Raw genomic sequence first — 23,367 nt, 5'->3', positions numbered from 1 at the left:
CAGTATTCTGCCTATCTATTTCTCAAGGTCAATAGAAAAAGTTTAAGAATATCAAATTCTGGATTTTTAGATAATCTTACTACTGATAGCAGATCAAAAATATTCTTTAATATATGTTCCAATGCCCTCTTTCCAAATGAGTCGATTTTCCCAGTACTTATTGCTTTGAGTTCGAATATTAGCTTGCATTATTTCTCGGTTTTTTATTGCTAAGTTAACTGTATTTACAAATTGATGAGAAGACGCAGCTTTGGGAATCGATATCGCAACACCCAATTTACATAACGTATGGGCCAACATAGATTGTTCAGTTTGCGTCGGCAGCAACACCATGGGTACTGCACTATCAATGGCATGGCTCACCACACCGATACCACAATGGCAAATGACTATCTGACTTTTTGCGATAATGTTTGATACTGGCACTGGTACATCAGAAATACTGACACCAATAAACCTTAGGGCATTACGCTGGGCTAAATTTAAGTTCGGTATATACCCTTCAATCCGAAACTGAGCCGAAAGCATACGTATCGACTCAACTAAATTGGGAGTATTTGCATTTAGATAAACAAATAAATAAGGTTTGTTAGAGAACAAATCATTATTAACATTTTTTGTTTCACTATTAACTTGTGTAAGGGTAGGTAAATAAAAAATTTGGATTTGGCGGTTAAGATAATGATCGAGCATAGGGTGGGCAAGAATCAATCCTTTTTGAGGTTCGAAAATATCCTTTAAATCAAATTGCTCAATTGTCTTAGAAAATTTTTTACAAACTACCCGTAGTGTTTTATTAACTTTATTATACCAATGTAATAAATCTTTTCGAGCTACCTTCTGGTTATGCAGAATCGAGGGAAACGGTGATTCAGCAGGTGGAAACTCGAAACCGTTACCTAAAAATAAATATGGGATATCTAACAATTTTGCGGCTACTGCGGCTGACGGAGCATAATCAATAAAAACGTAGTGGGGATCTAAACGTTTAAGTATCTGTACCCAAGCCAACACTAAATCATAGGCATTATCATCGTTTTGCCAGCCACATCGCCACATTATGTGTGCAAAATTAGGTGAAATCTGCAGACTGGGACTCTTCATATAACATGGCGCAACATATACATTTTGCTTATAGGCTTTGCTGATATATTGTGATTTACTTGTATCTTTTAAGACAAACGAGAAACTGGTAGATGAAAACTCTGGCCGGTTACATATCGAATTCATACGGGTCACATGACCCAAACCGCCCCCCAATTCCCAGCAATAAGCAACTCTAGACGACGCCAGCAAACTACTATTTAACTTTCTTTAAAAAAAGGCTAAGCAGAGTATTTTGATCTGGTACACCAGTGACCGAAAGACCAATATCATTTTGATATTTTTCAAATGCATGTATGTCGCCCTCGTCAAAATCTGCTGTAACCTCATCAGTTATATAGCCAAGGTTATGTAAGCGTTCTTTTGCTCTTAGCAAAATATCTTCATAAAAATAAGTATCAGCACCATTTACACTAATTTTTATCAGCTTATTCTCTCTTTCTAAACGAATAGGGTACAAGGTTTTAAGTAACCCATTTACGGCACTTAAAAACTTTACTTTAGGGTGACTGACACAATGACGTTTCAGTAAAGTGAGCAGTAGTTCTGTTGTCTGCCAAGGTGTAGAATCATAATTCTGTGTTTGAAAAGCATTATAAGAACTTATATAACCTTCAAGCCAACCACCATAAAGGTAATAATCAGTACTCTTATCATCAGCTGCCTGCACAAAACTACTACAATCACGTTTCCCCGCCCCCTTAACGGCAAATTTTCCTTCTTTGTCAGCAGCCTGTAATGGCGCAGCAAAAACACAGTAGCAAAATATAGTCACAATTAAAGATCTATACATAATTTCCCCAAACGACAGACAAAAATAAAGCCTAAGATGAGTCAACAAACTTAGGCTTTTCATTTATAGCATCTGCTTATTATTTAGTCTTTAGTTTTCTTCTCAACAAACCCATTCCCATCAGAGACAAACCAAATAAACCAACAGAAGTAGGTGCTGACACTCCAACGGTATTTGGCTGGTCAGGAACAAAGGTAGTGATAGGTGTTTGTTCGATTCCAAAACCAGTCCCAGACTCGCTAAACGAGACTCCTGTAACAAACATAGTCGGATCCGTTGGATCTAAACCTAAGTCAGGGTCAATCCCATCAATAGTAAATTCGCCTACAGGGATAGCAAAATCAAAAGTTTGCCCAGCAGTTAGCGCCACAGTGACAGAACTTGTCCCATCGAAATAGGTTAGCCAGTAGCCATCTTCATCATTTACACTTAATTTAGTAGGCGCTGTGACACTTGCAAATAAGCCACCACCTGTAGCGGTATAGGTATAACCTGTAGATACATCTGGATCAATCCAAATCGTTTCATTAGCTACAACCTCAGGTAATAAAAATACAAAAGCGCCTTCATCATTAGTGGGATTACTACTGTCTGGTAAAATTGGAGTAAACTCAGACTCGCCACTTTCAGAATCAAAATTACCAAAACTACTTAAAAATATAGTGCTATCATATCCGCTGTCACCTGCATCGGCTAATAACAAACTAAAAGTATTGCCAGTACTGCCAGGTGTTACAGGCACATCAAACCTCAGCAATGGAATACCATTAGGGGCAATGACTCCATCAAGTTCGGTCCCAGGTACATCCTGAAAATCTGGGTGATCAATATTGATTGGCAATATTGGGTCTTCACCCGCCACATCACCCGTAGGTAAAGCGCCCGCTACATTTTCACCATTTAAAAACATGCCAAAACCATCAACAAACTGTGACCCAACATACTCAGGGTATTCTTCAGAGCCAAAAGCTGCAATAAAGGTGATTACACTTACGTCATCGTCAACATCAAAAGTAATATCTAATTGGACAGGATCAAAATGTTCGGAGCGCCCAGTAATTTCGCTTAAGACATCGTTCTGTTCATCAGTCGCGGCATTACCATCACCGCCAGAGTTACTTGAAGATGTATTTTCACCGTCTTGATAATCCTCAACATAGCCAGAACTAAAAACAACACCGCCACCACTGGGTAAACCGTAAACTCCAGAATTATTGGTGAAAATCCCCGCTTGACCGAAAGGTTCAGCTGAAAGGGCATCTAATTCTACTGCCAATGCTACTATACTGGGGATTCCACCGCCATAATCGCCACCGTAATCACCGCCATAATCTCCGCCATATTCACCTTGAATGCCTCCAAACAAACTTGAGTCAGTGATAGTAATTCCAGAGTTAGGAATAATTAAAGCGTTTGCTAATTCATCAGCATCAAGCGTTGATGTGATCTGTATCGCCGATGCCACAGGAGTTGCTAAAATAAATGCAACCGCTAAAGATATAGCGGATGCTTGGATATTTTTATTTGATTTATACATGGGTATGTCCTATGTGTGTGTTCTTAAAGTAACTACTTTGGGACATAATCAAAGCTATTGTGATTTTTTATCCCGCAACGTGTCTAGATTGCAGCAATTTCCGTTCCGTATTTTCACAATGTAACCGCAAGCACATGAAATATAATACTTTTTAAATATTGAAAAAAATTACAGGTGAAAAAGTGTAAGATTTTCTGACATATCCCACTAAAGTTGTAAATAAACTAGACAATTTATCACTATAATTTAAATACAATCTTGTTGTAAAAAATCAGTTTTAGCATAAATGTTCAAATTTAAAGTATCTGATTTTCTTTCCACTCTTTTAGTTTTTTCTCTCTAGCTTGCTCTTTTTCCATGCGCATTTTTTTACGATCGCAGGGTTCTGGACAGTCACATGCTTTATCGATACCCAAAGCGCCTAAACCACCACAACTACCTGCAATGGTTTTTTGTTGAAAGATATAACCCACTGCCATAGCAGCAACAACTACGATAAAAAATACAAATGCGAGAATAAAGGTACTCAAAATTAGTCTCCTATTAAATATATGCTGGTTTTAGTGAACAGTGACAAGCTGGTCAAACATACTACTAGTATACTCTTTAAAACCTTGTTTTTCTTTAGTAATCAATAGAACGGCTAAGTCATACTTTTCTGCCAAAATTAATGCTTTTTCTTTACCCATCACATTTAAAGCAGTAGCTAATCCATCCGCAGTCATCGAAGATGGAGCGACAACTGTCACTGACACCAAATTATGACTAATGGGAGTGCCAGTCTGAGGATTAATTAGATGTGAATACCGTACCCCCTCATCTTCATAATAATTACGATAATCACCGGATGTAGCAATAGCATTATTTCCTACACTGATAATACGTTCTATAGCTCGTTCTGTAGTTAATGGTTTTTCAATCGCTACACGCCAATTTTTACCATTCGATTTTTCACCAGATAAGCGCATCTCTCCACCTACCTCCACTAGATAATTGTGGATATTGTGTTGTTGCAAAATTTCAGCGATTCTATCCACTCCATACCCTTTAGCAATAGTGGATAAATCAACATACAAATCCGGATGAGTTTTACTCGCAGAAGACTCATTTAATATCAGTCTATTTAAACCTACACGTTCCCTAGCAGCCAATATATCTGCTGCTGTAGGTATTTTTTCTGGCCGAGCTTCAGGACCAAATCCCCATAGATTAACTAATGGCCCCACTGTAACATCAAGTAAGCCGCCACTTAACTCGCCAAGTCGCTTAGCTTCTGTCATTACAAAGAGGGTTTGTGTTGATAGAGGAAAAGCTTCTGTGTTATCCCACTGATTGAAGCGACTTAATTCTGAGTCATTAATATAGGTAGACATAAGTTGGTTAATATTGACCAGTTCATTATCTATTTTTTTTTGTAGTTCAGCCGGGGTAATAGTATCTGTTTCAATATATTTAACGTTATAAGTGGTACCCATAGTGGGGCCAGTGAGATGAACTTCACTAGTTTGTTGGCTACAAGCAATCAACAAAAGTGGGATTGCAAAGGCCAAAATAAGTGATTTGGAATAGCTAATTTTTGACATCACGATTTACTTTTATCCATAAGAAAAGGGGCATTAAGCCCCTTTAAAATTAATATAAACGAACTTTGGTTTTAACCGCCGAAGTCATCCAACATAATGTTTTCGTCTTCTACACCTAGTTCTTTAAGCATATTGATAACAGCAGCATTCATCATAGGAGGACCACACATGTAGAACTCACAATCTTCAGGCGCTGGATGATCTTTAAGGTAATTCTCTAACAATACGTTATGAATGAACCCTGTATCACCTTCCCAGTTATCTTCTGGTTGTGGATCAGATAAAGCAACATGCCAAGTAAAGTTATCATTCTCTTTTTGTAGCATGTCGAAATCTTCAACATAAAACATTTCACGAAGTGAACGTGCACCGTACCAGAATGTCATCTTACGCTTAGATTTTAATCTACGCAGCTGATCAAATATATGTGAACGCATGGGTGCCATACCAGCACCACCACCAACAAATACCATTTCAGCATCAGTATCTTTTGCAAAGAACTCACCGAAAGGACCTGAGATAGTTGCTTTATCACCAGGCTTAAGACTCCAAATATATGAAGACATTTTACCAGCAGGCAAAGACAAGTTGTTCGGCGGCGGTGAAGCAACACGCACGTTCAACATTATGATGCCTTCTTCTTCCGGATAGTTAGCCATTGAGTAAGCACGAATAGTTTCTTCATCAACTTTAGACTCAATGTTAAAGAAACCAAAACGCTCCCAATCACCACGATATTCTTCTGGTACATCGAAATCTTTATACTTCACATGATGAGGTGGAGCTTCAATTTGAATATAACCACCGGCACGGAAAGGGACACTTTCTCCATTTGGAATTTTAAGCTTAAGCTCTTTAATGAAAGTGGCTTTGTTATCGTTAGAGATAACTTCACAATCCCATTTTTTGATCCCAAAGATTTCTTCTTCTAACTCGATAGCCATATCTTGTTTAATAGCAACCTGACAAGACAAACGACAACCGTGTTTTGCTTCTTTTTTGCTGATGTGATCAAGTTCAGTTGGTAAAAGCTCTCCACCACCTTCTTTAATATCTACACGACACTGACCACAAGTTCCGCCACCACCACATGCCGAAGATACAAAGATCCCAGCATTAGCTAAAGCGCCTAATAATTTGTCGCCAGGTTGCGCTGTAATAGGATCTTGATCACCACCGTTGATGGTGATAGTTATTTCACCTTCAGGCACTAATTTAGACTTTGCAAACATGATGATAAACACTAACGCTAATACGATAGCGATGAACATGCCTACACCAAGATAAACTTCATTTAAATTCATTTATATTCTCCCAGAACGCTTAAAGCGACACGCCAGTAAATGATTGGAAACCAAGTGCCATCAATCCAGCAATCATAAATACCGATCCTAAACCTCTGATACCTTCTGGCATATCAGCATATTTCAGCTTTTCACGTACTGCAGCTAGCAAGGTAATGGCAATTGCCCAACCTAAGCCACTGCCAATTCCGTAAACGATACTTTCACTGAAGTTATATTCACGTTGTATAGCAAATGCCACACCACCAAAAATAGCACAGTTAACTGTGATTAATGGCAGAAAAACGCCAAGCGCGTTATACAATGCAGGGAAAAACTTATCTAATGTCATTTCTAGTATTTGTACTAGTGCAGCGATTACCCCGATAAAGGTTAAAAAGCTCAAAAAGCTCAAATCTGCATTCGGAAATCCCGCCCAAGCTAATGCTCCTGGCGCTAAGATATTGACAAAAATAACTTGGTTAACAGGTACAGATATACCTAAAACCACTACTACTGCCACACCTAAACCCATGGATGTTTTAACTTTCTTAGATACGGCCAAAAATGTACACATACCTAGGAATAAAGACAAAGCCATGTTTTCAATGAAAACAGACTTAATAAAAATACTTAAATAATGTTCCATGAATTACCCCTTTGGCTCTACTTGTTCAGGACGAATAGTACGTATTATCCAAATCAAGCCACCAATCAAAAAGAATGAGCTGAAAGGTAAAATCAATAAGCCATTGCCTTGATACCAACCACCATTTTGAACAAGCTCAAATATTGGGAAACCTAAAATTGTACCGAATCCAAATAACTCTTTAATAGTACCAATAATGATGAGTACTAAAGAATAACCAAGACCATTACCAATACCGTCAAGAAACGACATAAATGGCGGACTCTTCATGGCATATGCTTCTGCTCGACCCATTACAATACAGTTGGTAATGATCAAGCCAACAAATACCGATAGTTGTTTAGATATCTCGTAAGAATACGCTTTCAATATTTGGTCAACTACTATTACCAAAGAGGCAATAATGGTCATTTGAATTATGATCCTAACACTTGATGGTATCTGAGTACGGATCATAGATATAAATAAACTAGAAAAAGCCGTTACCGCCGTTAATGCTAACGACATAACTAAAGCGGTTTCTAATTTAGTGGTGATTGCAAGAGCCGAACAAACGCCCAATATTTGCAATGCGATTGGGTTATTGTCCAGAACGGGTCCAAACAATACCTTTTTCATTTCTTTAATGTCAGCCATAGTATGAACCCCTTACGATTTCCAAGTCTGATTTTTAAGGTATTGACCGTAGCCATTTTTACCTAACCAATAAGACAATGTATTTTGTACACCATTACTAGTCAATGTTGCTCCAGAAAGCGCATCAACAGCATATGGGTCAGCAGGACCGGCATTTTTCTTGACCTGAATAGCGACTTCACCATTTTCAAACAATTTTTTGCCATCCCACTTCGCTTTCCAGCTAGGGTTTTGTACTTCGCCACCTAATCCAGGGGTTTCTTTTTGTGCGTAATAAACTAATTCACGCACTGTGTTTCCGTCTGCGTCAATAGCTAATAAACCATACATTAAGTCCCAAAGACCACTACCATGAACAGGTAAGATAATACGGGTCACTTGACCTGCATCATTTCTTACTTCATAAATACTGGCGATGCTAGCACGTTGCTTAAAACCAACATTGCTACCTTCAACTTTAACTGTATATTCTGACTGTTTAGCAGCTTTATACATGTCGTAGTTTTCTGAAGGTTTCTCAACATATTCACCTGTTTCAAGATTAATAAACTTCTCTTCAACGTAATCATTGAATGTACCAGCAATATCACCGGCGGCTTTTTCAGTTAAACCTGCAGCTTCAATAATATTAGATTGTTTATCTAATGCTGCATTGTTTAGCTGTAACTCTTTCAAGCCTACCGCAGCGCCTGAAACAATAATTGAACACACCAAACATACGGCAACAACAACACCTACTGTTTTTCCTAGAGTTTCTTTCTTAGCTGACACGAGCGATCCTCCGTTTAATATTACCTTGGGCAACAAAATAATCGAACAAAGGTGCCCATAAGTTAGCAAACAAGATTGCCAACATCATTCCTTCTGGGAAGGCTGGATTGATAACACGAACCATGACACACATCACACCAATCAAAATTCCGTAAGCCCACTTACCTTGATTGGTAAAAGATGCAGAAACCGGGTCAGTTGCCATAAAGAACATACCAAAGGCAAATCCACCAGTAACCAAGTGCCAATACCAAGGCATAGCAAACATAGCATTAGTATCACTACCAACTAAGTTAAGTAATGTACTTAGTGCAACTCCGCCTAACAACACACCTAATACAATGCGCCATGAAGCAATTCTCATATAAATTAAGAATAATCCACCTAAAGCGATTGCTAGAGTTGACACTTCACCAACAGAACCTTGTAAGTTACCAAAGAAAGCATTCCACCAATCAGCATTCATACTCCAATCAGAGATATTACCGGCTGCAGCTTGGCTTAACGCCGTAGCACCAGAATAACCGTCAGCAGCTACCCAGATTGCATCACCTGAGATTTGTCCAGGGTATGCAAAATACAGGAATGCACGACCAGACAAGGCTGGGTTTAAGAAGTTACGACCAGTACCACCGAAAATTTCTTTAGCGATAACAACACCAAAGGTAATACCTAAAGCTGCTTGCCATAAAGGAATAGTAGCGGGTAACGTAAGTGCAAATAAAACAGAAGTAACAAAGAAACCTTCGTTAATTTCGTGTTTACGTACCGAGGCAAATAATACTTCCCAGAACCCGCCGACAATAAATACAGTGGCGTAAATAGGTAAGAAGAAACATGCGCCGTAAAGCATCATGCCAATCCAAGTACTATCGGCATTCAGCTGACCACCGAACATTTCGAATAAACCGGCTTGCCAGAATGCAGTCGCGGTATCAGCCCAAACAGCACCACCTAAAATGGCTTCGTGAGCTTGTGCACCAACGTTATACATACCGTAGAACATAGCTGGGAATGTTGCCATCCACACCATGATCATAATCCGTTTCAAATCGATACTATCTTTAACATGAGTTGTCGACTTAGTAACTGTTCCAGGGGTATAAAAAATAGTGGCAGCTGCTTCATACAAGGCATACCATTTTTCATACTTACCACCCGCTTCAAAATCGGGTTCAATTTTTTCTAAAAATGCTTTTAAGCCCATGATTAACCCTCTTTCTCAATCTGGTCTAGACATTCACGTAAGACTGGACCGTAGTTATATTTACCAGGGCAAACATAAGTACATAAGGCCAAATCTTCTTCGTCTAGTTCCAAGCAACCTAAGGTTTGCGCACCGTCTGTATCACCAGAAAGTAAATCTCTAAGTAATAAGGTAGGCAAAATATCTAAAGGCATAATGCGCTCATAGTTGCCGATTGGCACCATTGAACGATCTGAACCATTAGTAGTTGTTGTCATATTAAACAACTTCTTAGGACTTAAATGCCCAAGATAAGCACGGGTAATTGAATGTTGATTTACACCAGGCTTAATCCAACCGAAAAGTTCTTTTTCACGGCCTTCACGCAAGATTGATATTTGAGTATGAAAACGGCCTAAGTAACCATGTACACCGTGAGCATTGGTTCCCTGTAAGACAGAACCAGATAGCACACGCATATCGCCATCATTTGCTTCATTAGCAGTTAATTCAGCAATATCAGCACCAATCAAAGTACGGACTAAACGAGGATTTTTCGCCTCTGGTCCAGCCAAGGCTACCACTCTGCGGTTATCTAACTCACCAGTAGTAAACAAACTACCGATAGCCATTACATCTTGATATCCAAGATGCCAAACTTTTTTGTTAGCACCAGCTGAATCCAAGAAGTGAATGTGAGTTCCGACTAAACCAGCAGGATGTGGTCCAGCAAATTCATTTACTTCAACTTTAGCGGCACCTACAGCAATATCAGCACCAAGAGCCTTGCTCACAAACACTTTGCCGTCAGTTAGACAGCTAATGACTTGTAAACCGTTGACGAAATCTTCATTGCGTTCTGCGATCACAACTTGTGGATCAGCAGCCAATGGACTGGTATCCATTACACTAACAAAAATTGAATTTGGTTTAGAATCTAATTCTGGCGACTTACTGAACGGACGAGTCCGAATAGCGGTCCATAATCCAGAATTAACTAAATTCTCTTGTACTTTAGCAGCGTCCAATGATGCTAGTTCTGCACTGCTATACTTAGCAAATACTTCACTATCATCACCTTCAATTTGAATGACAACCGACTGCAAAACACGTTTTGCACCACGGTTAACTTCAACAACATTACCCGTAGCAGGAGCGGTGAACTTAACGCCAGGATTCTTTTTATCTTCAAAAAGAATTTGGCCTTTTTTCACTTTATCCCCGACTTGGATATGCATGGTTGGACGCATACCGACATATTCTTCACCCAAAATAGCCACTCTGGTGACAGAGTTTCCATTTTGAATTGTTTGTTGTGGCGATCCCTTAATAGGAAGATCTAACCCTTTCGTGATTTTTATCATACGCAATAGCACTACTCTAAATTAATACACAGCACCATTAGGCTCTTTATATTTGCTGGAGTTTTGATATTTAATAAAAAATCATCCAGTAAAAGCCTAATGGTGATGAGTATTTATGCCTGTGTTAGTTGTTAAATTATTCCGCCGTAATTCGTTACAGCTTTTATGAAAATGTCCGTAAACCCGATAAAAAGATTACATATCCGAACTCATAAAAGAGTAGAAGTATACGATAGCCCGAGCTTAGCCTCGGAATTTTAGCATTAACCGGCCCCGTTCTTCCATGCTAATTATTATTTAATCTCTATTTTTGTAAGGTTTTTGCAATTTTTAGGGTAAAAAGTCCATTAAAAAGCCAAACTTAAATTAAAGAATAAAAAAACCGCCTTATTAAGCGGTTTATTTTTTAAGCAAATTTTACTGATACAGTCAGTTAATCTTACCAGTCAGCTAACGTTTCAACATCGGCGTCATAATCCACACCTGTTATATCAAAACCAAACAATTTCAAAAACTCGTGATGATATCCAGCATAATCACTTAACTCATGGAAGTTTTCTTGGGTAACTTGATCCCATAAGGCTTTAATTTTAGCTTGAGTAGCATCATTAGTTTCTTTGCCATTCATGTAAAGACGACCATTTTCGTCCACACTAGGCTGAGCTTGATTTAGCTTTTCTGTAAATAAGTCATATATTTGCTCTATACAACCTTGATGAGTACCCTCTTCTTTCATCACTTTGTAAATAAGAGATATATATAAAGGCATAACAGGAATAGCTGAACTAGCTTGAGTAACCAAAGCCTTTAGTGAAGATACATAGGCTTGTACATTTTTACTGGCTTTAGTTTTAACAATGGCGGCAGCTGCTCGATCAAGGTCTTCTTTCGCTTTACCAATAGTCGCTTGGCCATAAATAGGCCAAGTTAATTCTTTACCCACATAAGTATAAGCAGTGGTTTTACAGTTATCGGCTAATAAGTCTGCTTGATCTAAGGCATCTAACCATAGCTCCCAATCTTCACCGCCCATGACTTTAATAGTATTTTGAATTTCTTCTTCGCTGGCTGGTTCTAAACTGATGTCATGAACTTTATCTTTATCAGTATCATAGGTTTTGGTGGTATACGCTTGGCCGACAGGTTTTAAAGTCGATTTATACACTTCACCTGTTTCAGGATCAGTTCGTCTAGGTGATGCTAAGCTATAAATAACTAAATCAACTTTGCCCATATCCGCTTTAAGAGTTTCGATCACCTGCTGTTTCATTTCTTTAGAAAAAGCATCACCATTCAAGGTTTTAGCATACAAACCCGCAGCTTTAGCTTTAGCATGAAATCCAGCGGTATTGTACCAACCAGCGGTACCAGTTTTACGCTCTGTGGGTGGTTTTTCAAAACACACGCCAAGGGTATTCGCCCCTCCACCAAAAGCAGAGACAATTCGAGAAGCTAAACCGTAACCAGTTGAACTGCCGAGCACTAAGACGTTTTTAGGGGCATTAGCTACTTCACCTTGTGCTTTTACATAATCAATTTGTTGTTGGACGCTAGCGGCACAACCTACAGGATGAGCGTTTGTACAGATAAAGCCTCGGATTTTGGGCTTAATGATCATAAAGAATTCCTATTCGAAAAATTATATACATTGTAGAGGCAGTATTCAGATAAACAACTCTGAACAGATCCTCTCTTAGTTAAAACGTTATAGCTAGTCTTGGGCTGAGCGATTTTTGTAATACTCTTCCTCAGAAACTTGATGATACTGACTGACTTTATTTTGAAAGTCAGAATACGAGTCATACACTTTTTGAAACATAGAGTCCGCAGCGGCTTGTTCTAACATAACCTCTTTAGAAGCTGTTTTTAACGCCTTCATGACATCATCAGGTAACGGGCGCATGTCTACATTATGGGTATTTATTAAAGCCTGCATAGCCGTGTTATTTCGTGCGGTATATTCATCTAATACATCTTGATTAACCGCTCGCGCAGCCACTTCAACTATGGCTTGCAAATCTTTGGGTAATGAGTCAAATGCTTGCTGATTCACGATAAATTCTAAAGTCGAACCTGGTTCATGCCAACCAGAGTAATAATAATAATCCGCAGCTTTGTATAAACCAAAAGATAAATCATTGTAAGGTCCCACCCATTCAGTGGCATCAATGGCTCCTGATTGTAATGCGGTAAATAACTCACCACCAGCTAGAGTGACCGGAATTCCACCCAATTTTTTAAACACTTCACCGCCCAAACCAGGGATGCGCATTTTTAATCCTTGGATATCCTCAATACTATTAATTTCTTTTTTAAACCATCCTGCGAGTTGTATACCTGTATTACCACCAGCAAAAGGAATTAAACCAAAAGGTTTATACACTTCACGCCATAATTCAAGACCGCCGCCATAGTGTAACCAAGCATTGGTTTCTTGTGCATTCATGCCAAATGGAATAGTGGTGAAAATTTGTGATGCGACTGCTTTTCCTTTCCAATAGTAAGCCCCAGAATGGCCCATTTGTACCGTACCTTGAGAAACAGCATCAAACACTTCTAAGCCTGGCACGAGTTCACCCGCACCATATACTTTTACAGTCAGCCTACCGCCAGACATATCTTCTACATATTTAGCAAAGGTTTCAGGCGCTCTACCTAAACCAGGAAAGTTTTTCGGCCATGAAGTGACCATTTTCCATTTATAGTTTTTTTGTGCTTGCACTTCAGTCGCAGCATCAGTACTAACTTGTTCTTTCCCACAGGCGAGTAGAAAAACAGAACACAATAAACACATGACTAGTTTGATAAAACGCTCTTGCGACGCTACTAGCGACAGATTAAACATAAATTTTTATCCATATAAGTTTTCAGGTAACCAAGTGATTAAATTAGGCCATATCGCCATGGCGATTAACAGCACAATTTGAATTACAATAAAGGGGATTACCCCCTTATAGATCTCTGTCGTTTTTACTGATTCAGGTGCCACGCCACGTAAATAAAACAAGGCAAATCCAAAAGGCGGAGTCAAAAATGAAGTTTGTAAATTGACAGCTATCATAATACCCAACCAAATCGGGTCTATTCCCATGGCTAATAATACCGGAGCAACCAAAGGTACCACAACAAAGGTAATCTCAATAAAATCTAAAATAAATCCTAAAACAAAAATCACCACCATTACCAACAACACAGCAGTAAAGACTCCACCTGGCAGGTTACTAAATAATTGCTCAATTAATTCTTCGCCACCATAGCCACGAAAAACCAATGAAAAAATAGAAGCACCGATTAAAATCAAAAACACCAAAGAAGTTACTTTGGTAGTACTCAACATCACTTCTTTTAACTGACTCAAACTCAATTTTTTTTGTAATAAAGCTAAAACTAAGGCCCCCGTTGCTCCCACACCTGCTGCTTCTGTAGGTGTCGCAAAGCCGCCTAAAATAGCACCTAACACTAAGAAAATTAAAATAAGTGGAGGTAACAATGCATTTAATAACTGTTTAACGGAAACATTCACTGCCTGGGGTGCCACAGAAGGAACTTTTTGTGGTTGTAGCCAAGTAACGAAGACCACATACAATAAATATAGCGAAACCAAAATCATACCGGGCACAATCGCCCCTACAAATAAATCGCCAACTGAAACGGATTCTGGTGAAAAGATTCCCATATTCAGTTGCGCTTTCTGATAGGCGCTTGATAACACATCGCCAAGTAAAACCAAAGCTATAGACGGAGGAATAATCTGGCCTAACGTACCGGTAGCACAAATACTGCCAGTTGCAAAACTGGGCGAGTAACCTTGTTTCAGCATGGTAGGCAATGACAGCAAGCCCATAGTGACAACCGTCGCCCCTACTATTCCAGTACTGGCCGCTAACAGTGCTCCAACGAGAATCACCGATATAGCTAGTCCACCACGATACTGACCAAATAATTGGGTCATGGCGTTTAATAAGTTTCCCGCCACTTTTGACTTCTCTAGCACTATGCCCATAAACACAAAAAGTGGCACCGCAATTAGCGTTTGATTGGTGACAATGCCATATAATCGACTAGGTAAGGCATGTAAATAGGCAGTTTCAAATCCCCCAGTCATGACTCCAAAACCTGCAAAAATTAATGCTGTACCAGCCAAAGAATAAGCAACTGGATAACCCAGCAATAAAACAGCACACACCACTACAAACATAAGGAGCGAGATATATTCCATTAGATGCCCCCCAACTTAATTGATTGGCTGTCAGTAGGCGGTGAGTTTTGAATTAATAGAATATTGCGTATTAACTCTGCTAGGCCTTGCAAATTCATAATCACAGCAAATAAAAGGAGCAAAGTTTTAAGCACAAAAACCAAAGGTAAGCCACCTGATTGTGGCGAAGATTCAAATAATTGCCAAGATGTCATCACATAATCAAAACTCAACACTAAGATAAAAGTATTGACGGGGATCAGCAGTAACAAAGTACCGAGAGTATCTACCCAAGCTTTTTGTTTGCGGCTCATTTGCCGGTAAAAGATATCGACTCGTACGTGTTCATTAACTTTTAAGGTATGCGCCGCTCCCAATAAAAACACAGTAGCATGCAAGTACATAACTGACTCTTGCATAGCAATCCAACCTAAATTAAAGCCATACCTGAGCACCACTATTAAAAAAGTGATGAACACCATAAATAGAGTGAACCAGCTGACTAGTTTGCATAAAGAGAGATGAATAGAATCGATAGTGTTCTGTAAACGAAGTGTTGTTTGTAAAAACATTGAGGGTTCTTATTTTAATCAGTTGCTGGAAGTTGTTGGCCAGCTAGACGAGTAATGTTATTAATATGTGATTTTTAACAAAATTAACAAAAAAAGGGAAGAAAGTGCCGGTTATAAGTAATTAGCTTTAGCCTTTTTAAGGCTAAAGCTCGGACATTCTAAGTTGAAACGTTTATTGTTTTGAACCACCCAAACAATTAGGTGATTTAGGAAATTCGCCAAATAATTTGTGCCATTCTGTTTCTGTATAAGTGTGTAAAGCTAAAGCATGAATATCATTCTGTAATTCATCTTTTAGTACAGCATTCACTGCTCTATGTCTGTTAATTAGTCTTTCGCCTGAAAATTTGGGAGTGACAATCACAACTTTAAAATGGCTTTCTGAGCCTGCTGGTACATTGTGATTAGCACTTTCGTTAATCACTTCAAGGTGTTCGGGTTTAAAATGGGATAAAAGTTTATTTTCTATATTGTTTTGAATGTTCATTAGTGTTCCTCTTCAGTACCTAGTAAGCAAATAATGCTCTTAAGAAATATTGTTGTTATTGTTTTATTTCAATTTTAACTTTAGCTATAAAAAGTATCATACGTAACTAGACCCTTAACTAATTTTAAAAGTAATTAGATAACTTATTGAGTGCTAGCGATATATTTTTTCTAGTAGCTTTAATAATTTATATACCAAAAAGTATTAAATGGCTGCATTTTTCTTTATATATCTGAAAGTTAGATTAATTCGAGGCGCTAACTGCTTTTTTGTTTTTGCCACACAATGTTGCCAGTGCGCTTGTGTTTCTCCGCTCATAACTAACAAACTTCCAGATAACAAAGGAAGCCTTAATTTATTGGGTAAACAGTTGTGATAAAAATCTAAATTACGAGTTTCACCAAAACTTAATGATGCAATAACAGGGTCACGCCCTAACTCTTCTTCATCATCGGCATGCCGTCCAACGCCGTCTTGACCATCACGATATAAGTTAGCTAAAACAGAATTAAAATAAGTCTGTGTAACTTGTTCACAACTTTCTTTTAAGCTTAATAATTGTTTAGTCCAACTCTGAGGCTGCATGGTCATACCAGAGTACTGATAAGCAGCTTCCGTATCTCCGTACCATGCTTGTAATCTAGGCACATCAAAGGTTTTGCCGTAAACAGTGATTTGTTCTTTTCTCCATGCTAATGACTGCTGTAAAATACACATTAATTCAGTCGCCCGTTGCCCATCTACAAAATTGGGGTAATAGACAACATCTGCATCAGGCATGTTCAGACGTACAGGCGTGTTATCATAAGCGTTATCAAATAAAGATTGTTGCATGACTCAAAATAGTAAATGGCACAAACCAGGAATTTATGAACACTAGTTTAACCTTATTAAATCGCAATTTGCAGTTACATAGATATCCGCAAAATTTACAACACCCTAGCTGGCAAGCTTGGGATGCTGCAGACGAATATATTATTGAACATGTGGAGCAACATATTGAAAATATTAATCAATGCTCCATACATATTTATAATGATGATTTTGGCACATTAGCTTGCTGGTTTGCAGATGCTAAACCTAGTTGGATCAGTGACTCTTATGTCAGTCTTCAGGCCTGTAAACAGAATCTGGCAGCAAATAATTTAAGCATTCAAGACCATCACTTTTACGATTCCGTCACTGAAGTGAAGAAAAATGCGGATGTCATTCTAATTAAGATCCCAAAAACCATAGCTTTGTTAGAACAGCAATTAATTGATATGCAGAAATTTGTGACGGCTAACACACAAGTTATAGCAGGCGGTAAAGCGAATTTAATTCAAAAGTCGACCCAAGCTTTGTTTGACAAGTACTTGGGGCCATGTAAAACATCTTTGGCTAAAAAGAAGTCTAGATTAATTTTCTGTCAACCGATGGGGGATAAGTCTGATAATAGCCCATACCCAACTGTTTGGCACACGGAAAACCCTCGGTTTGAGATCAGTAATTTAGCCAATGTTTTTGCCAGGCAACAGCTCGATATTGGCGCTAGATTTATGCTACAGCACTTCAGTAAACTGCCCTCTTTTGATAATAAGAATATTGTAGATTTGGGATGTGGTAATGGTGTGTTGGGGCTGCATATTCTTGAAAAAAGCCAAAGCGCTAAAGTAATATTTACCGATGAATCTTATATGGCTATTGCTTCGTCTAAACTCAATGTAGAAAATAATCATCCACAGCTTTTGGATAACTGTAAGTTTATCGTGAATAATTGTTTAGATGATTTTGCTGAAAAATCGACAGTCAAAACAATAGATTTAGTTCTGTGTAATCCGCCTTTCCATCAACAAAACACTATTACCGATCATATCGCTTGGCAAATGTTCAAAGACTCAAAAGACTTATTAACAAAAGGGGGACAGATTTTTGTTATTGGTAATCGACATTTGGACTACCCTGCAAAGTTAAAAAGATTATTTTCGAAGGTTACAATAGTTGCAACAGACAGAAAATTCAGTATTTTATCTGCAACAAAATAAAAAGGTTTATTCATGCTAAAAAATCCCATTCTCGCAACTTTTATTGCCATTACTTTATTGTTCAGCAATATACTTAACGCCAAACCAAAAGACGACGGCTCACAGATCCAAGCTGATAATTATTACCCTAGAGTAAAATTGGTGACCACTATGGGCGACATTATTGTTGAACTCGATCGCAACAAAGCACCAATAACAGTGAATAACTTCTTACGTTACGTAGATAAACGCAGTTACGAAGACACAATATTTCATCGAATTGTGCCAGAATTTGTCATTCAAGGCGGCGGCTATGACACTGACTTTATCGAAAAACCCTCTTTTGCCCCCATATTTAATGAGTCAGGTAACGGCCTAAAAAACAAAATGTACAATATCACTATGGCGCGCAAGAATGATCCCCATTCTGCCACTCGTCAGTTTTTCTTTAATATGAACAACAATGACAGTTTAGATCCTGGTCGAGACTGGGGTTATACAGTGTTTGGTTCGGTACAAGAAGGCTACGAAGTGCTAGATAAAATGGCTGAAGTCAAAACAGACTTTGATCCTAAGTACGGTTGGTCAGATGTGCCTGTAGAAAAAATCATCCTGAAAAAAGTTATAATATTACCGCCTCTCTAGCCCTAGAGGTTTCTGAAGACCAATTCCAATAAATAAATGCTCCCTCTTCAAGAATTTAATGGAATTGGTCAAATCTTTATATATGAACAACAAAGTTTAGAATTTTTCTAACCAACTCTTGTTGTACTTCTTGCCGGTCAACGCCTTCTCTATCAGCACATAGAGATACGCCCATTGCTTTATGCTGATGTTCACATTTATCCAAGTAAACAAAATGTCCCGCGCCGCTGCCAACTTCAATCAATTCAGCCTTAGGGATATTTTCACTGTAGTATTTGGCATGATGTTCAAAAATTAGAAAATCATTATTTACCGATCCCGCGATTAACACTGGAACATTTATCTTGTTTAATGCACTTTTTGTCACCGCAGGTCCTAGTGCAGGGTCGAGGGCAATAACAGCTCTAATTCTTGGATCCGTGACCTTAGTCACATCAATGTTAGTAGTCGGTTTATTATTTTTAGCACTTCCATACCTACAGCCTATATCTTTGGCAATAAATTTAGCACAGTAATTTTGCATCCCGATAAAGTTTAAATCAGCGCCCACTAAGCTCAATGCAGTATACCCCCCTGAAGAATGACCAATAGCAATAATATTTTCATCATCCACCAGAGCATCGCTTAAATTATTAAGCAATAACGTGTCAAGTACAAAGCTCACGTCTTGTGCTCTTAACCAAGGCTTTGACACACTAGAGTGTTCAATGGTCTCAGTACCATAGACCCAAGACTCTTGGTAATGCGCAACGCCTGCAACTAACCAGCCCTGTGAAGCCAAGCTATATCCTAACCAGTTCATTTCTCTAGGTGAACCAAAAGCACCATGAGATAAGACAGCAACAGGCATTTTTTGATTAGAAGAATCTGTTGCGATACACAGTTTTTCATCGCAATTACCTGAGGACTGATACCAAAATCTGACTTTTACTGGGCGCTCTCTGTCTGCATCAAAAAAATCTAGCTCTGTTGAAACTGTTTTAGCTAGACTTGAAGTACAGCCAAGGAATAATAAAAAACACATTTTTTGCAACATAAGAACCTTCTATTTCAATTTAGTATAGTAATATTATCCACTATCAATTTTTCTTTAGCTGTGCAGAAAGTGCTGCCAAGCACTTATTTTTATAAAATTTCTTCTACTGGGAAATAAAGTTCAGTTTTAAGATGTTCTGGAGGAGTATTCTGAGGGCTATTTAAATAACGTTGATACACTTTGCGCACCGTGAGTTTAATCTTTTTTTCACTGGCCCAAATACTGTGTAATTTAGAAATAAACTGCCACATACCTTGATATGGGCCAACATATTCAGTGTAAATATAATTCCCTTTGGGCCACACTAATTGTGTTAATTGAGTTTGCTCATCAAGCCCAGAAAGAAAACCACAAAAGAAGTCACTACTCTGACTGTCATTTACCCATGGGTTATTTAGTGAAACCCCCACAGGTCTAGATAATAAATAATCTTTCTGCTCACTTAAATCAGTTAAATAATTGAAATTTTCGGTGGCTATATTCGCAAAGCTCTGTTTTTCGAATGCCTTACAATAACACCCATATAAAATTCGCTCGGGCAATGAAAGCCAACGTGTTTCTATATATTCATCTATGTCTTTATTCGATTTTTTATATAAAATAAGAGCACTATCTAATTGCTGCTGACTACTCTGACTAGGCGCTATCCCAAAGGTCTTTTTGAATACTCTAGAAAAAGAAGAATGGGATTCATAACCCACCTCCAAAGCCACATCAATGACAGATCTATTCCCTTGCTTCAAAAGTGATAATGCCGTCTCCATTTTTCTGCGTTGAATATACTCAGCTATTTCAAACCCAGTTTGTGCAGCAAAAATACGGTGTAAGTGATATTTTGACAGGCCAACCAGATTGGCTAGTTGATCGACCGAAATTGCAGTAGCCATGTTATCAAAAACGTATTGATTGATTTGATTAATGGCATCTAGTTTTTGATGCATAGCCATTTATACTTTATCCCATAGAAACACTAGCTGTTTCGCTAGACTGTAACTCATTGATTGTGAATCAAATAGGGTCAGAGCCGTTTTATTTTAACTCTTTCCCTCTTTTGGCTTTCGCCAACCCACTCTACGCCCCCTTTTACCTTCAACCAAACGCTTACCTGTCACAGCCTCGACATCTGCAATAAAATGTTCATTGCCTAATGCCAATCCCTTATTCGTAGCCTGCCTGATATCATCTAACAGTTTACCTTCAACATGATACTTAAAAAGGTCAAGATAACTTTCCTGTCTTTTCACCTTGCTTGATCCTAAAGCCAAATATAATGGATGGGCCGACAACAAATCACTCTTTTTACCCAAAGCATTACATTGATAACTCGACCAGGTATAGTCTGCTGGGTCTGCTACCATACCGGCCCTAACGGGGTTAAGTTCAATATAGCGATAGACTTGTAAAAGATAGGTTTCTTCTTGCACTAAGCAAGACCTATAGCGGCCTTCCCACAATGTACCTGAGCGAAGATAGGTTTTATTGAAATACATCACATACATACGCCCCAATGACTGCATCATTTGAGAAATACCTGTTGCTGTCATTGGGGTGCATAATAAATGCACATGATTCGTCATTAGCACCCAGGCATGAATGTTCACTTCATACTTTTTCGCATATTCCTTCAACCATGTGACATAAGCCTTCATATCTTCTTCACTGGTAAAAGTAACCTGACGATTGTTACCTCGTTGAATAATATGCTCTGGCACACCTGCCGCTGAAGCCCTAGGTTTTCTTGGCATAAATGCCTCCTAAAACAAAAAAAGTCTATACCTCAACAATATAGACCATTTAATTCGGCTCTGACCCCTTTTATTCTTTACCTCAACAATATAGACCATTTAATTCGGCTCTGACCCCTTTTATTCTTTTACTAAATCAACGTCTTTGACCCTGACGATTCATGCTTTACCTCCCGGTAGAAAACCGGGCTGGCGTAAAAGTTAATTTCATTTAACGTTGTTCTGAACCCTTTTATTTTCAAATTCATACAATAATTGATCATATGAAGCTATTTCACTGTGAGAAGAAGGTGACAACAAAGATAACTCATCTATTTTATTGCGAATTAAATAGTAATCTTGTTCATTTCTAATTTTTCCTCTAGATAGAATTTTACTAATTCGGTTGTTTCTTTTTAGTATAAAAGCCTCATCAATATTTTCACACACACTCAGAAAAATACGACATGCTTCAGTACTTTCTTCATTATTAATTTGAATAAGCATCAAATAAGCATCCATTAGACCCTGCTCTAAACCAGTTGCCAATGCTGATTTTTTAATTTTTGTTTTTGGGTCTGACAACCAACTATCCATCTGACGTAACGAAACAGTCCAAGAACCAATCAATCGCTTCACTTGAGGATCAGAGGTGTCGTTTAATTTACTAATTAATGATTCGTAAATGCTTCTATTAATATCATATTTCGTACGTTTCATATTCTTAAAGTCCATAATTACCACCAAATCTTAATCTATAAGGCGAATTATCCGGAAGAGCGCCAAACTCGGCAATAGCATCAGAAAAATAAAAAGGTCTATTAGGGTTAAAGTCAGCAATTCCATTAATTTTATTTCTAGCACTACCACCAATACTAAGCGCACCACCTAGATAATCAATCAGCTGCTGCTCCCTTCCTCGAATAGCACCGTAATTAATTGACTGCCCTGCCAAATGCATAGAGCCAAAGCCCTTTGTAGTAAGCATCTTATGCCTTGGGGAGTTAAGTGTATTGTTAAGAATTTGAGCTGCAGTTTGATAACCTCCTGAATCAAATAGGGTCAGAGCCGTTTTATTCAACACATTCCAGAACTATTTAATTCGGCTCTGCCCCCTTTTATTTGCAGAACTATTTAATTCGGCTCTGACCCCTTTTATTTGGGATCCCTCAGTCTCTGACCCTATCGATTCTTATTTATTCTTTCAAGTAAGGAATTTCTTCTATGGTTCTAAACCCACTATCTAAATCAGCAGCGATTGAAAATTTGTAACCACTTTCTCCTTGCTTAATAAGTGGACACTCAGGACTAAGGGTACTATCCCATTTAGATGTCTGAGGAATATTTTCCCAGAATTTATTTAGTTGGCTATAGTCTAATTCAATTTTCGCTAATATACCCAAGTCAAGCATAGCGGATTCAAATTTTTGTTTATCTTTAAATCTTAAAACCTTATGACTCTCCGTATTAACAATAAAAAATTCAGAGAGGTTTAAAACGCCGAGTGCTGTAAGTGGAGTAGGTATATCAAGATCTTCTTTATTCTTATAGCAGTTTCTATAATCTAAAGGGAGCTTTATACCAACAATAAAATCTGATGTACTGTCAATATCTATCACTACAGGCGCAACAATTACTTCTCCTTCTCTTTCAATACTATTAAAATACGAAGAATAATCAATATATATGTAACCATTTGGCAGCTGGGGCGAAAGTATCAAATAAGTAATCATAGGAATGGTAGCTAATAAAATCAGCCATTTTTTATAGTTGCTATTAGTCATAAATAGTCAATA

Annotated in this window: 25 protein-coding genes; 2 read left to right on the top strand and 23 right to left on the bottom strand. The window is 38.2% G+C overall.

Translation table 11 applies throughout. The features are described from left to right. Nucleotides 1–93: 93 nt before the first annotated feature. The 17 genes from GQR87_RS01675 to GQR87_RS01595 form a co-directional block, all read right to left on the bottom strand. Entirely contained in the window at nt 94–1,230 is a 1,137-nt protein-coding gene (locus GQR87_RS01675; RefSeq protein ID WP_158965908.1) for a hypothetical protein, read from the bottom strand. A 70-nt stretch (nt 1,231–1,300) separates the two neighbouring features. Then, a complete protein-coding gene (locus tag GQR87_RS01670) occupies nt 1,301–1,897 on the bottom strand; it encodes a peptidoglycan-binding domain-containing protein (protein WP_158965906.1) in 597 nt (198 codons plus the stop codon). Between the two features lie 79 nt (nt 1,898–1,976). Further along, nucleotides 1,977–3,434, bottom strand: a complete 1,458-nt coding sequence (locus GQR87_RS01665) for a choice-of-anchor L domain-containing protein (protein ID WP_158965904.1) — start codon at nt 3,432–3,434, stop codon at nt 1,977–1,979. A gap of 296 nt (nt 3,435–3,730) precedes the next feature. Further along, on the bottom strand, nt 3,731–3,964 hold the full coding sequence (nqrM, locus tag GQR87_RS01660; RefSeq protein ID WP_158965902.1) for a (Na+)-NQR maturation NqrM: 234 nt from the start codon (nt 3,962–3,964) through the stop codon (nt 3,731–3,733). A gap of 30 nt (nt 3,965–3,994) precedes the next feature. Then, entirely contained in the window at nt 3,995–5,017 is a 1,023-nt protein-coding gene (locus GQR87_RS01655; RefSeq protein WP_158965900.1) for an FAD:protein FMN transferase, read from the bottom strand. A 71-nt stretch (nt 5,018–5,088) separates the two neighbouring features. Continuing rightward, nucleotides 5,089–6,321, bottom strand: coding sequence for an NADH:ubiquinone reductase (Na(+)-transporting) subunit F (nqrF, locus tag GQR87_RS01650; RefSeq protein WP_158965898.1), 1,233 nt, complete (start codon nt 6,319–6,321; stop codon nt 5,089–5,091). Nucleotides 6,322–6,340: 19 nt separating this feature from the next. After that, a complete protein-coding gene (nqrE, locus tag GQR87_RS01645; protein ID WP_158965896.1) occupies nt 6,341–6,949 on the bottom strand; it encodes an NADH:ubiquinone reductase (Na(+)-transporting) subunit E in 609 nt (202 codons plus the stop codon). A gap of 3 nt (nt 6,950–6,952) precedes the next feature. Continuing rightward, nucleotides 6,953–7,585 (bottom strand): NADH:ubiquinone reductase (Na(+)-transporting) subunit D, encoded by a 633-nt coding sequence (locus GQR87_RS01640; protein ID WP_158965894.1) that lies wholly within the window; start codon nt 7,583–7,585, stop codon nt 6,953–6,955. Nucleotides 7,586–7,597: 12 nt separating this feature from the next. Continuing rightward, nucleotides 7,598–8,356, bottom strand: a complete 759-nt coding sequence (locus GQR87_RS01635; RefSeq protein WP_158965892.1) for a Na(+)-translocating NADH-quinone reductase subunit C — start codon at nt 8,354–8,356, stop codon at nt 7,598–7,600. Beyond that, the gene (locus tag GQR87_RS01630) at nt 8,346–9,563 is read right to left on the bottom strand and encodes an NADH:ubiquinone reductase (Na(+)-transporting) subunit B (RefSeq protein WP_158965890.1); all 1,218 of its coding nucleotides are present in this window, start codon (nt 9,561–9,563) and stop codon (nt 8,346–8,348) included. Before GQR87_RS01630 ends, GQR87_RS01635 begins: the two co-directional genes overlap by 11 nt. A gap of 2 nt (nt 9,564–9,565) precedes the next feature. Next, the gene (locus GQR87_RS01625; RefSeq protein ID WP_158965888.1) at nt 9,566–10,906 is read right to left on the bottom strand and encodes a Na(+)-translocating NADH-quinone reductase subunit A; all 1,341 of its coding nucleotides are present in this window, start codon (nt 10,904–10,906) and stop codon (nt 9,566–9,568) included. A 439-nt stretch (nt 10,907–11,345) separates the two neighbouring features. Next, nucleotides 11,346–12,524, bottom strand: coding sequence for an enoyl-ACP reductase FabV (gene fabV / locus GQR87_RS01620; RefSeq protein ID WP_158965886.1), 1,179 nt, complete (start codon nt 12,522–12,524; stop codon nt 11,346–11,348). A 93-nt stretch (nt 12,525–12,617) separates the two neighbouring features. Further along, the gene (locus GQR87_RS01615; protein WP_370459617.1) at nt 12,618–13,751 is read right to left on the bottom strand and encodes a TRAP transporter substrate-binding protein; all 1,134 of its coding nucleotides are present in this window, start codon (nt 13,749–13,751) and stop codon (nt 12,618–12,620) included. 6 nt (nt 13,752–13,757) lie between these two features. Continuing rightward, nucleotides 13,758–15,125 (bottom strand): TRAP transporter large permease subunit, encoded by a 1,368-nt coding sequence (locus tag GQR87_RS01610; RefSeq protein WP_158965884.1) that lies wholly within the window; start codon nt 15,123–15,125, stop codon nt 13,758–13,760. Next, nucleotides 15,125–15,676, bottom strand: a complete 552-nt coding sequence (locus GQR87_RS01605; protein WP_158965882.1) for a TRAP transporter small permease subunit — start codon at nt 15,674–15,676, stop codon at nt 15,125–15,127. The genes GQR87_RS01610 and GQR87_RS01605 overlap by 1 nt, the downstream gene beginning before the upstream one ends. Nucleotides 15,677–15,848: 172 nt before the next feature. Then, entirely contained in the window at nt 15,849–16,163 is a 315-nt protein-coding gene (gene bolA, locus GQR87_RS01600; RefSeq protein WP_158965880.1) for a transcriptional regulator BolA, read from the bottom strand. A 204-nt stretch (nt 16,164–16,367) separates the two neighbouring features. Further along, complete coding sequence (locus GQR87_RS01595; protein ID WP_158965878.1) at nt 16,368–16,997, bottom strand: alpha-ketoglutarate-dependent dioxygenase AlkB; 630 nt, start codon at nt 16,995–16,997, stop codon at nt 16,368–16,370. A gap of 35 nt (nt 16,998–17,032) precedes the next feature. Between GQR87_RS01595 and GQR87_RS01590 the strand changes: the two genes are divergently transcribed. Together GQR87_RS01590 and GQR87_RS01585 are read left to right on the top strand one after the other, a co-directional pair. After that, on the top strand, nt 17,033–18,187 hold the full coding sequence (locus tag GQR87_RS01590; RefSeq protein WP_158965876.1) for a methyltransferase: 1,155 nt from the start codon (nt 17,033–17,035) through the stop codon (nt 18,185–18,187). 12 nt (nt 18,188–18,199) lie between these two features. Next, nucleotides 18,200–18,811 (top strand): peptidylprolyl isomerase, encoded by a 612-nt coding sequence (locus GQR87_RS01585; RefSeq protein WP_158965874.1) that lies wholly within the window; start codon nt 18,200–18,202, stop codon nt 18,809–18,811. Nucleotides 18,812–18,887: 76 nt separating this feature from the next. Here GQR87_RS01585 and GQR87_RS01580 read toward each other — a convergent pair whose 3' ends face one another. From GQR87_RS01580 to GQR87_RS01555, 6 genes are all read right to left on the bottom strand, one after another. Continuing rightward, the gene (locus GQR87_RS01580; protein ID WP_233267373.1) at nt 18,888–19,847 is read right to left on the bottom strand and encodes a hypothetical protein; all 960 of its coding nucleotides are present in this window, start codon (nt 19,845–19,847) and stop codon (nt 18,888–18,890) included. Nucleotides 19,848–19,936: 89 nt separating this feature from the next. Further along, nucleotides 19,937–20,794, bottom strand: coding sequence for a helix-turn-helix domain-containing protein (locus GQR87_RS01575; RefSeq protein WP_158965872.1), 858 nt, complete (start codon nt 20,792–20,794; stop codon nt 19,937–19,939). Between the two features lie 87 nt (nt 20,795–20,881). Next, on the bottom strand, nt 20,882–21,592 hold the full coding sequence (locus tag GQR87_RS01570) for a transposase (protein ID WP_158965870.1): 711 nt from the start codon (nt 21,590–21,592) through the stop codon (nt 20,882–20,884). Between the two features lie 207 nt (nt 21,593–21,799). Continuing rightward, the gene (locus tag GQR87_RS01565) at nt 21,800–22,291 is read right to left on the bottom strand and encodes a hypothetical protein (protein WP_158965868.1); all 492 of its coding nucleotides are present in this window, start codon (nt 22,289–22,291) and stop codon (nt 21,800–21,802) included. Nucleotides 22,292–22,295: 4 nt separating this feature from the next. After that, nucleotides 22,296–22,652, bottom strand: a complete 357-nt coding sequence (locus GQR87_RS01560; RefSeq protein WP_158965866.1) for a hypothetical protein — start codon at nt 22,650–22,652, stop codon at nt 22,296–22,298. A gap of 115 nt (nt 22,653–22,767) precedes the next feature. Further along, nucleotides 22,768–23,355 (bottom strand): hypothetical protein, encoded by a 588-nt coding sequence (locus GQR87_RS01555; RefSeq protein ID WP_158965864.1) that lies wholly within the window; start codon nt 23,353–23,355, stop codon nt 22,768–22,770. Between the last annotated feature and the right edge of the window lie 12 nt (nt 23,356–23,367).

Source organism: Paraglaciecola sp. L3A3 (genome assembly GCF_009796765.1).
In the GTDB taxonomy this organism is placed as follows: domain Bacteria; phylum Pseudomonadota; class Gammaproteobacteria; order Enterobacterales; family Alteromonadaceae; genus Paraglaciecola.
The sequence above is the reverse complement of the archived record's forward strand: the minus strand, read 5'-3'. Positions and strand labels throughout refer to the sequence as shown.

Coding starts and splice junctions, on each gene's coding strand:
- GQR87_RS01630 (WP_158965890.1), bottom strand. CDS start 9,563: ATGGGCTTAAAAGCATTTTTAGAAAAAATTGAACCCGATTTTGAAGCG.
- fabV (WP_158965886.1), bottom strand. CDS start 12,524: ATGATCATTAAGCCCAAAATCCGAGGCTTTATCTGTACAAACGCTCAT.
- GQR87_RS01605 (WP_158965882.1), bottom strand. CDS start 15,676: ATGTTTTTACAAACAACACTTCGTTTACAGAACACTATCGATTCTATT.
- GQR87_RS01640 (WP_158965894.1), bottom strand. CDS start 7,585: ATGGCTGACATTAAAGAAATGAAAAAGGTATTGTTTGGACCCGTTCTG.
- GQR87_RS01575 (WP_158965872.1), bottom strand. CDS start 20,794: ATGGCTATGCATCAAAAACTAGATGCCATTAATCAAATCAATCAATAC.
- nqrE (WP_158965896.1), bottom strand. CDS start 6,949: ATGGAACATTATTTAAGTATTTTTATTAAGTCTGTTTTCATTGAAAAC.
- GQR87_RS01655 (WP_158965900.1), bottom strand. CDS start 5,017: ATGTCAAAAATTAGCTATTCCAAATCACTTATTTTGGCCTTTGCAATC.
- GQR87_RS01555 (WP_158965864.1), bottom strand. CDS start 23,355: ATGACTAATAGCAACTATAAAAAATGGCTGATTTTATTAGCTACCATT.
- GQR87_RS01625 (WP_158965888.1), bottom strand. CDS start 10,906: ATGATAAAAATCACGAAAGGGTTAGATCTTCCTATTAAGGGATCGCCA.
- GQR87_RS01590 (WP_158965876.1), top strand. CDS start 17,033: ATGAACACTAGTTTAACCTTATTAAATCGCAATTTGCAGTTACATAGA.
- GQR87_RS01665 (WP_158965904.1), bottom strand. CDS start 3,434: ATGTATAAATCAAATAAAAATATCCAAGCATCCGCTATATCTTTAGCG.
- GQR87_RS01675 (WP_158965908.1), bottom strand. CDS start 1,230: ATGAATTCGATATGTAACCGGCCAGAGTTTTCATCTACCAGTTTCTCG.
- bolA (WP_158965880.1), bottom strand. CDS start 16,163: ATGAACATTCAAAACAATATAGAAAATAAACTTTTATCCCATTTTAAA.
- nqrF (WP_158965898.1), bottom strand. CDS start 6,321: ATGAATTTAAATGAAGTTTATCTTGGTGTAGGCATGTTCATCGCTATC.
- GQR87_RS01565 (WP_158965868.1), bottom strand. CDS start 22,291: ATGAAACGTACGAAATATGATATTAATAGAAGCATTTACGAATCATTA.
- GQR87_RS01615 (WP_370459617.1), bottom strand. CDS start 13,751: ATGTTTAATCTGTCGCTAGTAGCGTCGCAAGAGCGTTTTATCAAACTA.
- GQR87_RS01595 (WP_158965878.1), bottom strand. CDS start 16,997: ATGCAACAATCTTTATTTGATAACGCTTATGATAACACGCCTGTACGT.
- GQR87_RS01610 (WP_158965884.1), bottom strand. CDS start 15,125: ATGGAATATATCTCGCTCCTTATGTTTGTAGTGGTGTGTGCTGTTTTA.
- GQR87_RS01570 (WP_158965870.1), bottom strand. CDS start 21,592: ATGCCAAGAAAACCTAGGGCTTCAGCGGCAGGTGTGCCAGAGCATATT.
- GQR87_RS01585 (WP_158965874.1), top strand. CDS start 18,200: ATGCTAAAAAATCCCATTCTCGCAACTTTTATTGCCATTACTTTATTG.
- GQR87_RS01670 (WP_158965906.1), bottom strand. CDS start 1,897: ATGTATAGATCTTTAATTGTGACTATATTTTGCTACTGTGTTTTTGCT.
- GQR87_RS01580 (WP_233267373.1), bottom strand. CDS start 19,847: ATGTTGCAAAAAATGTGTTTTTTATTATTCCTTGGCTGTACTTCAAGT.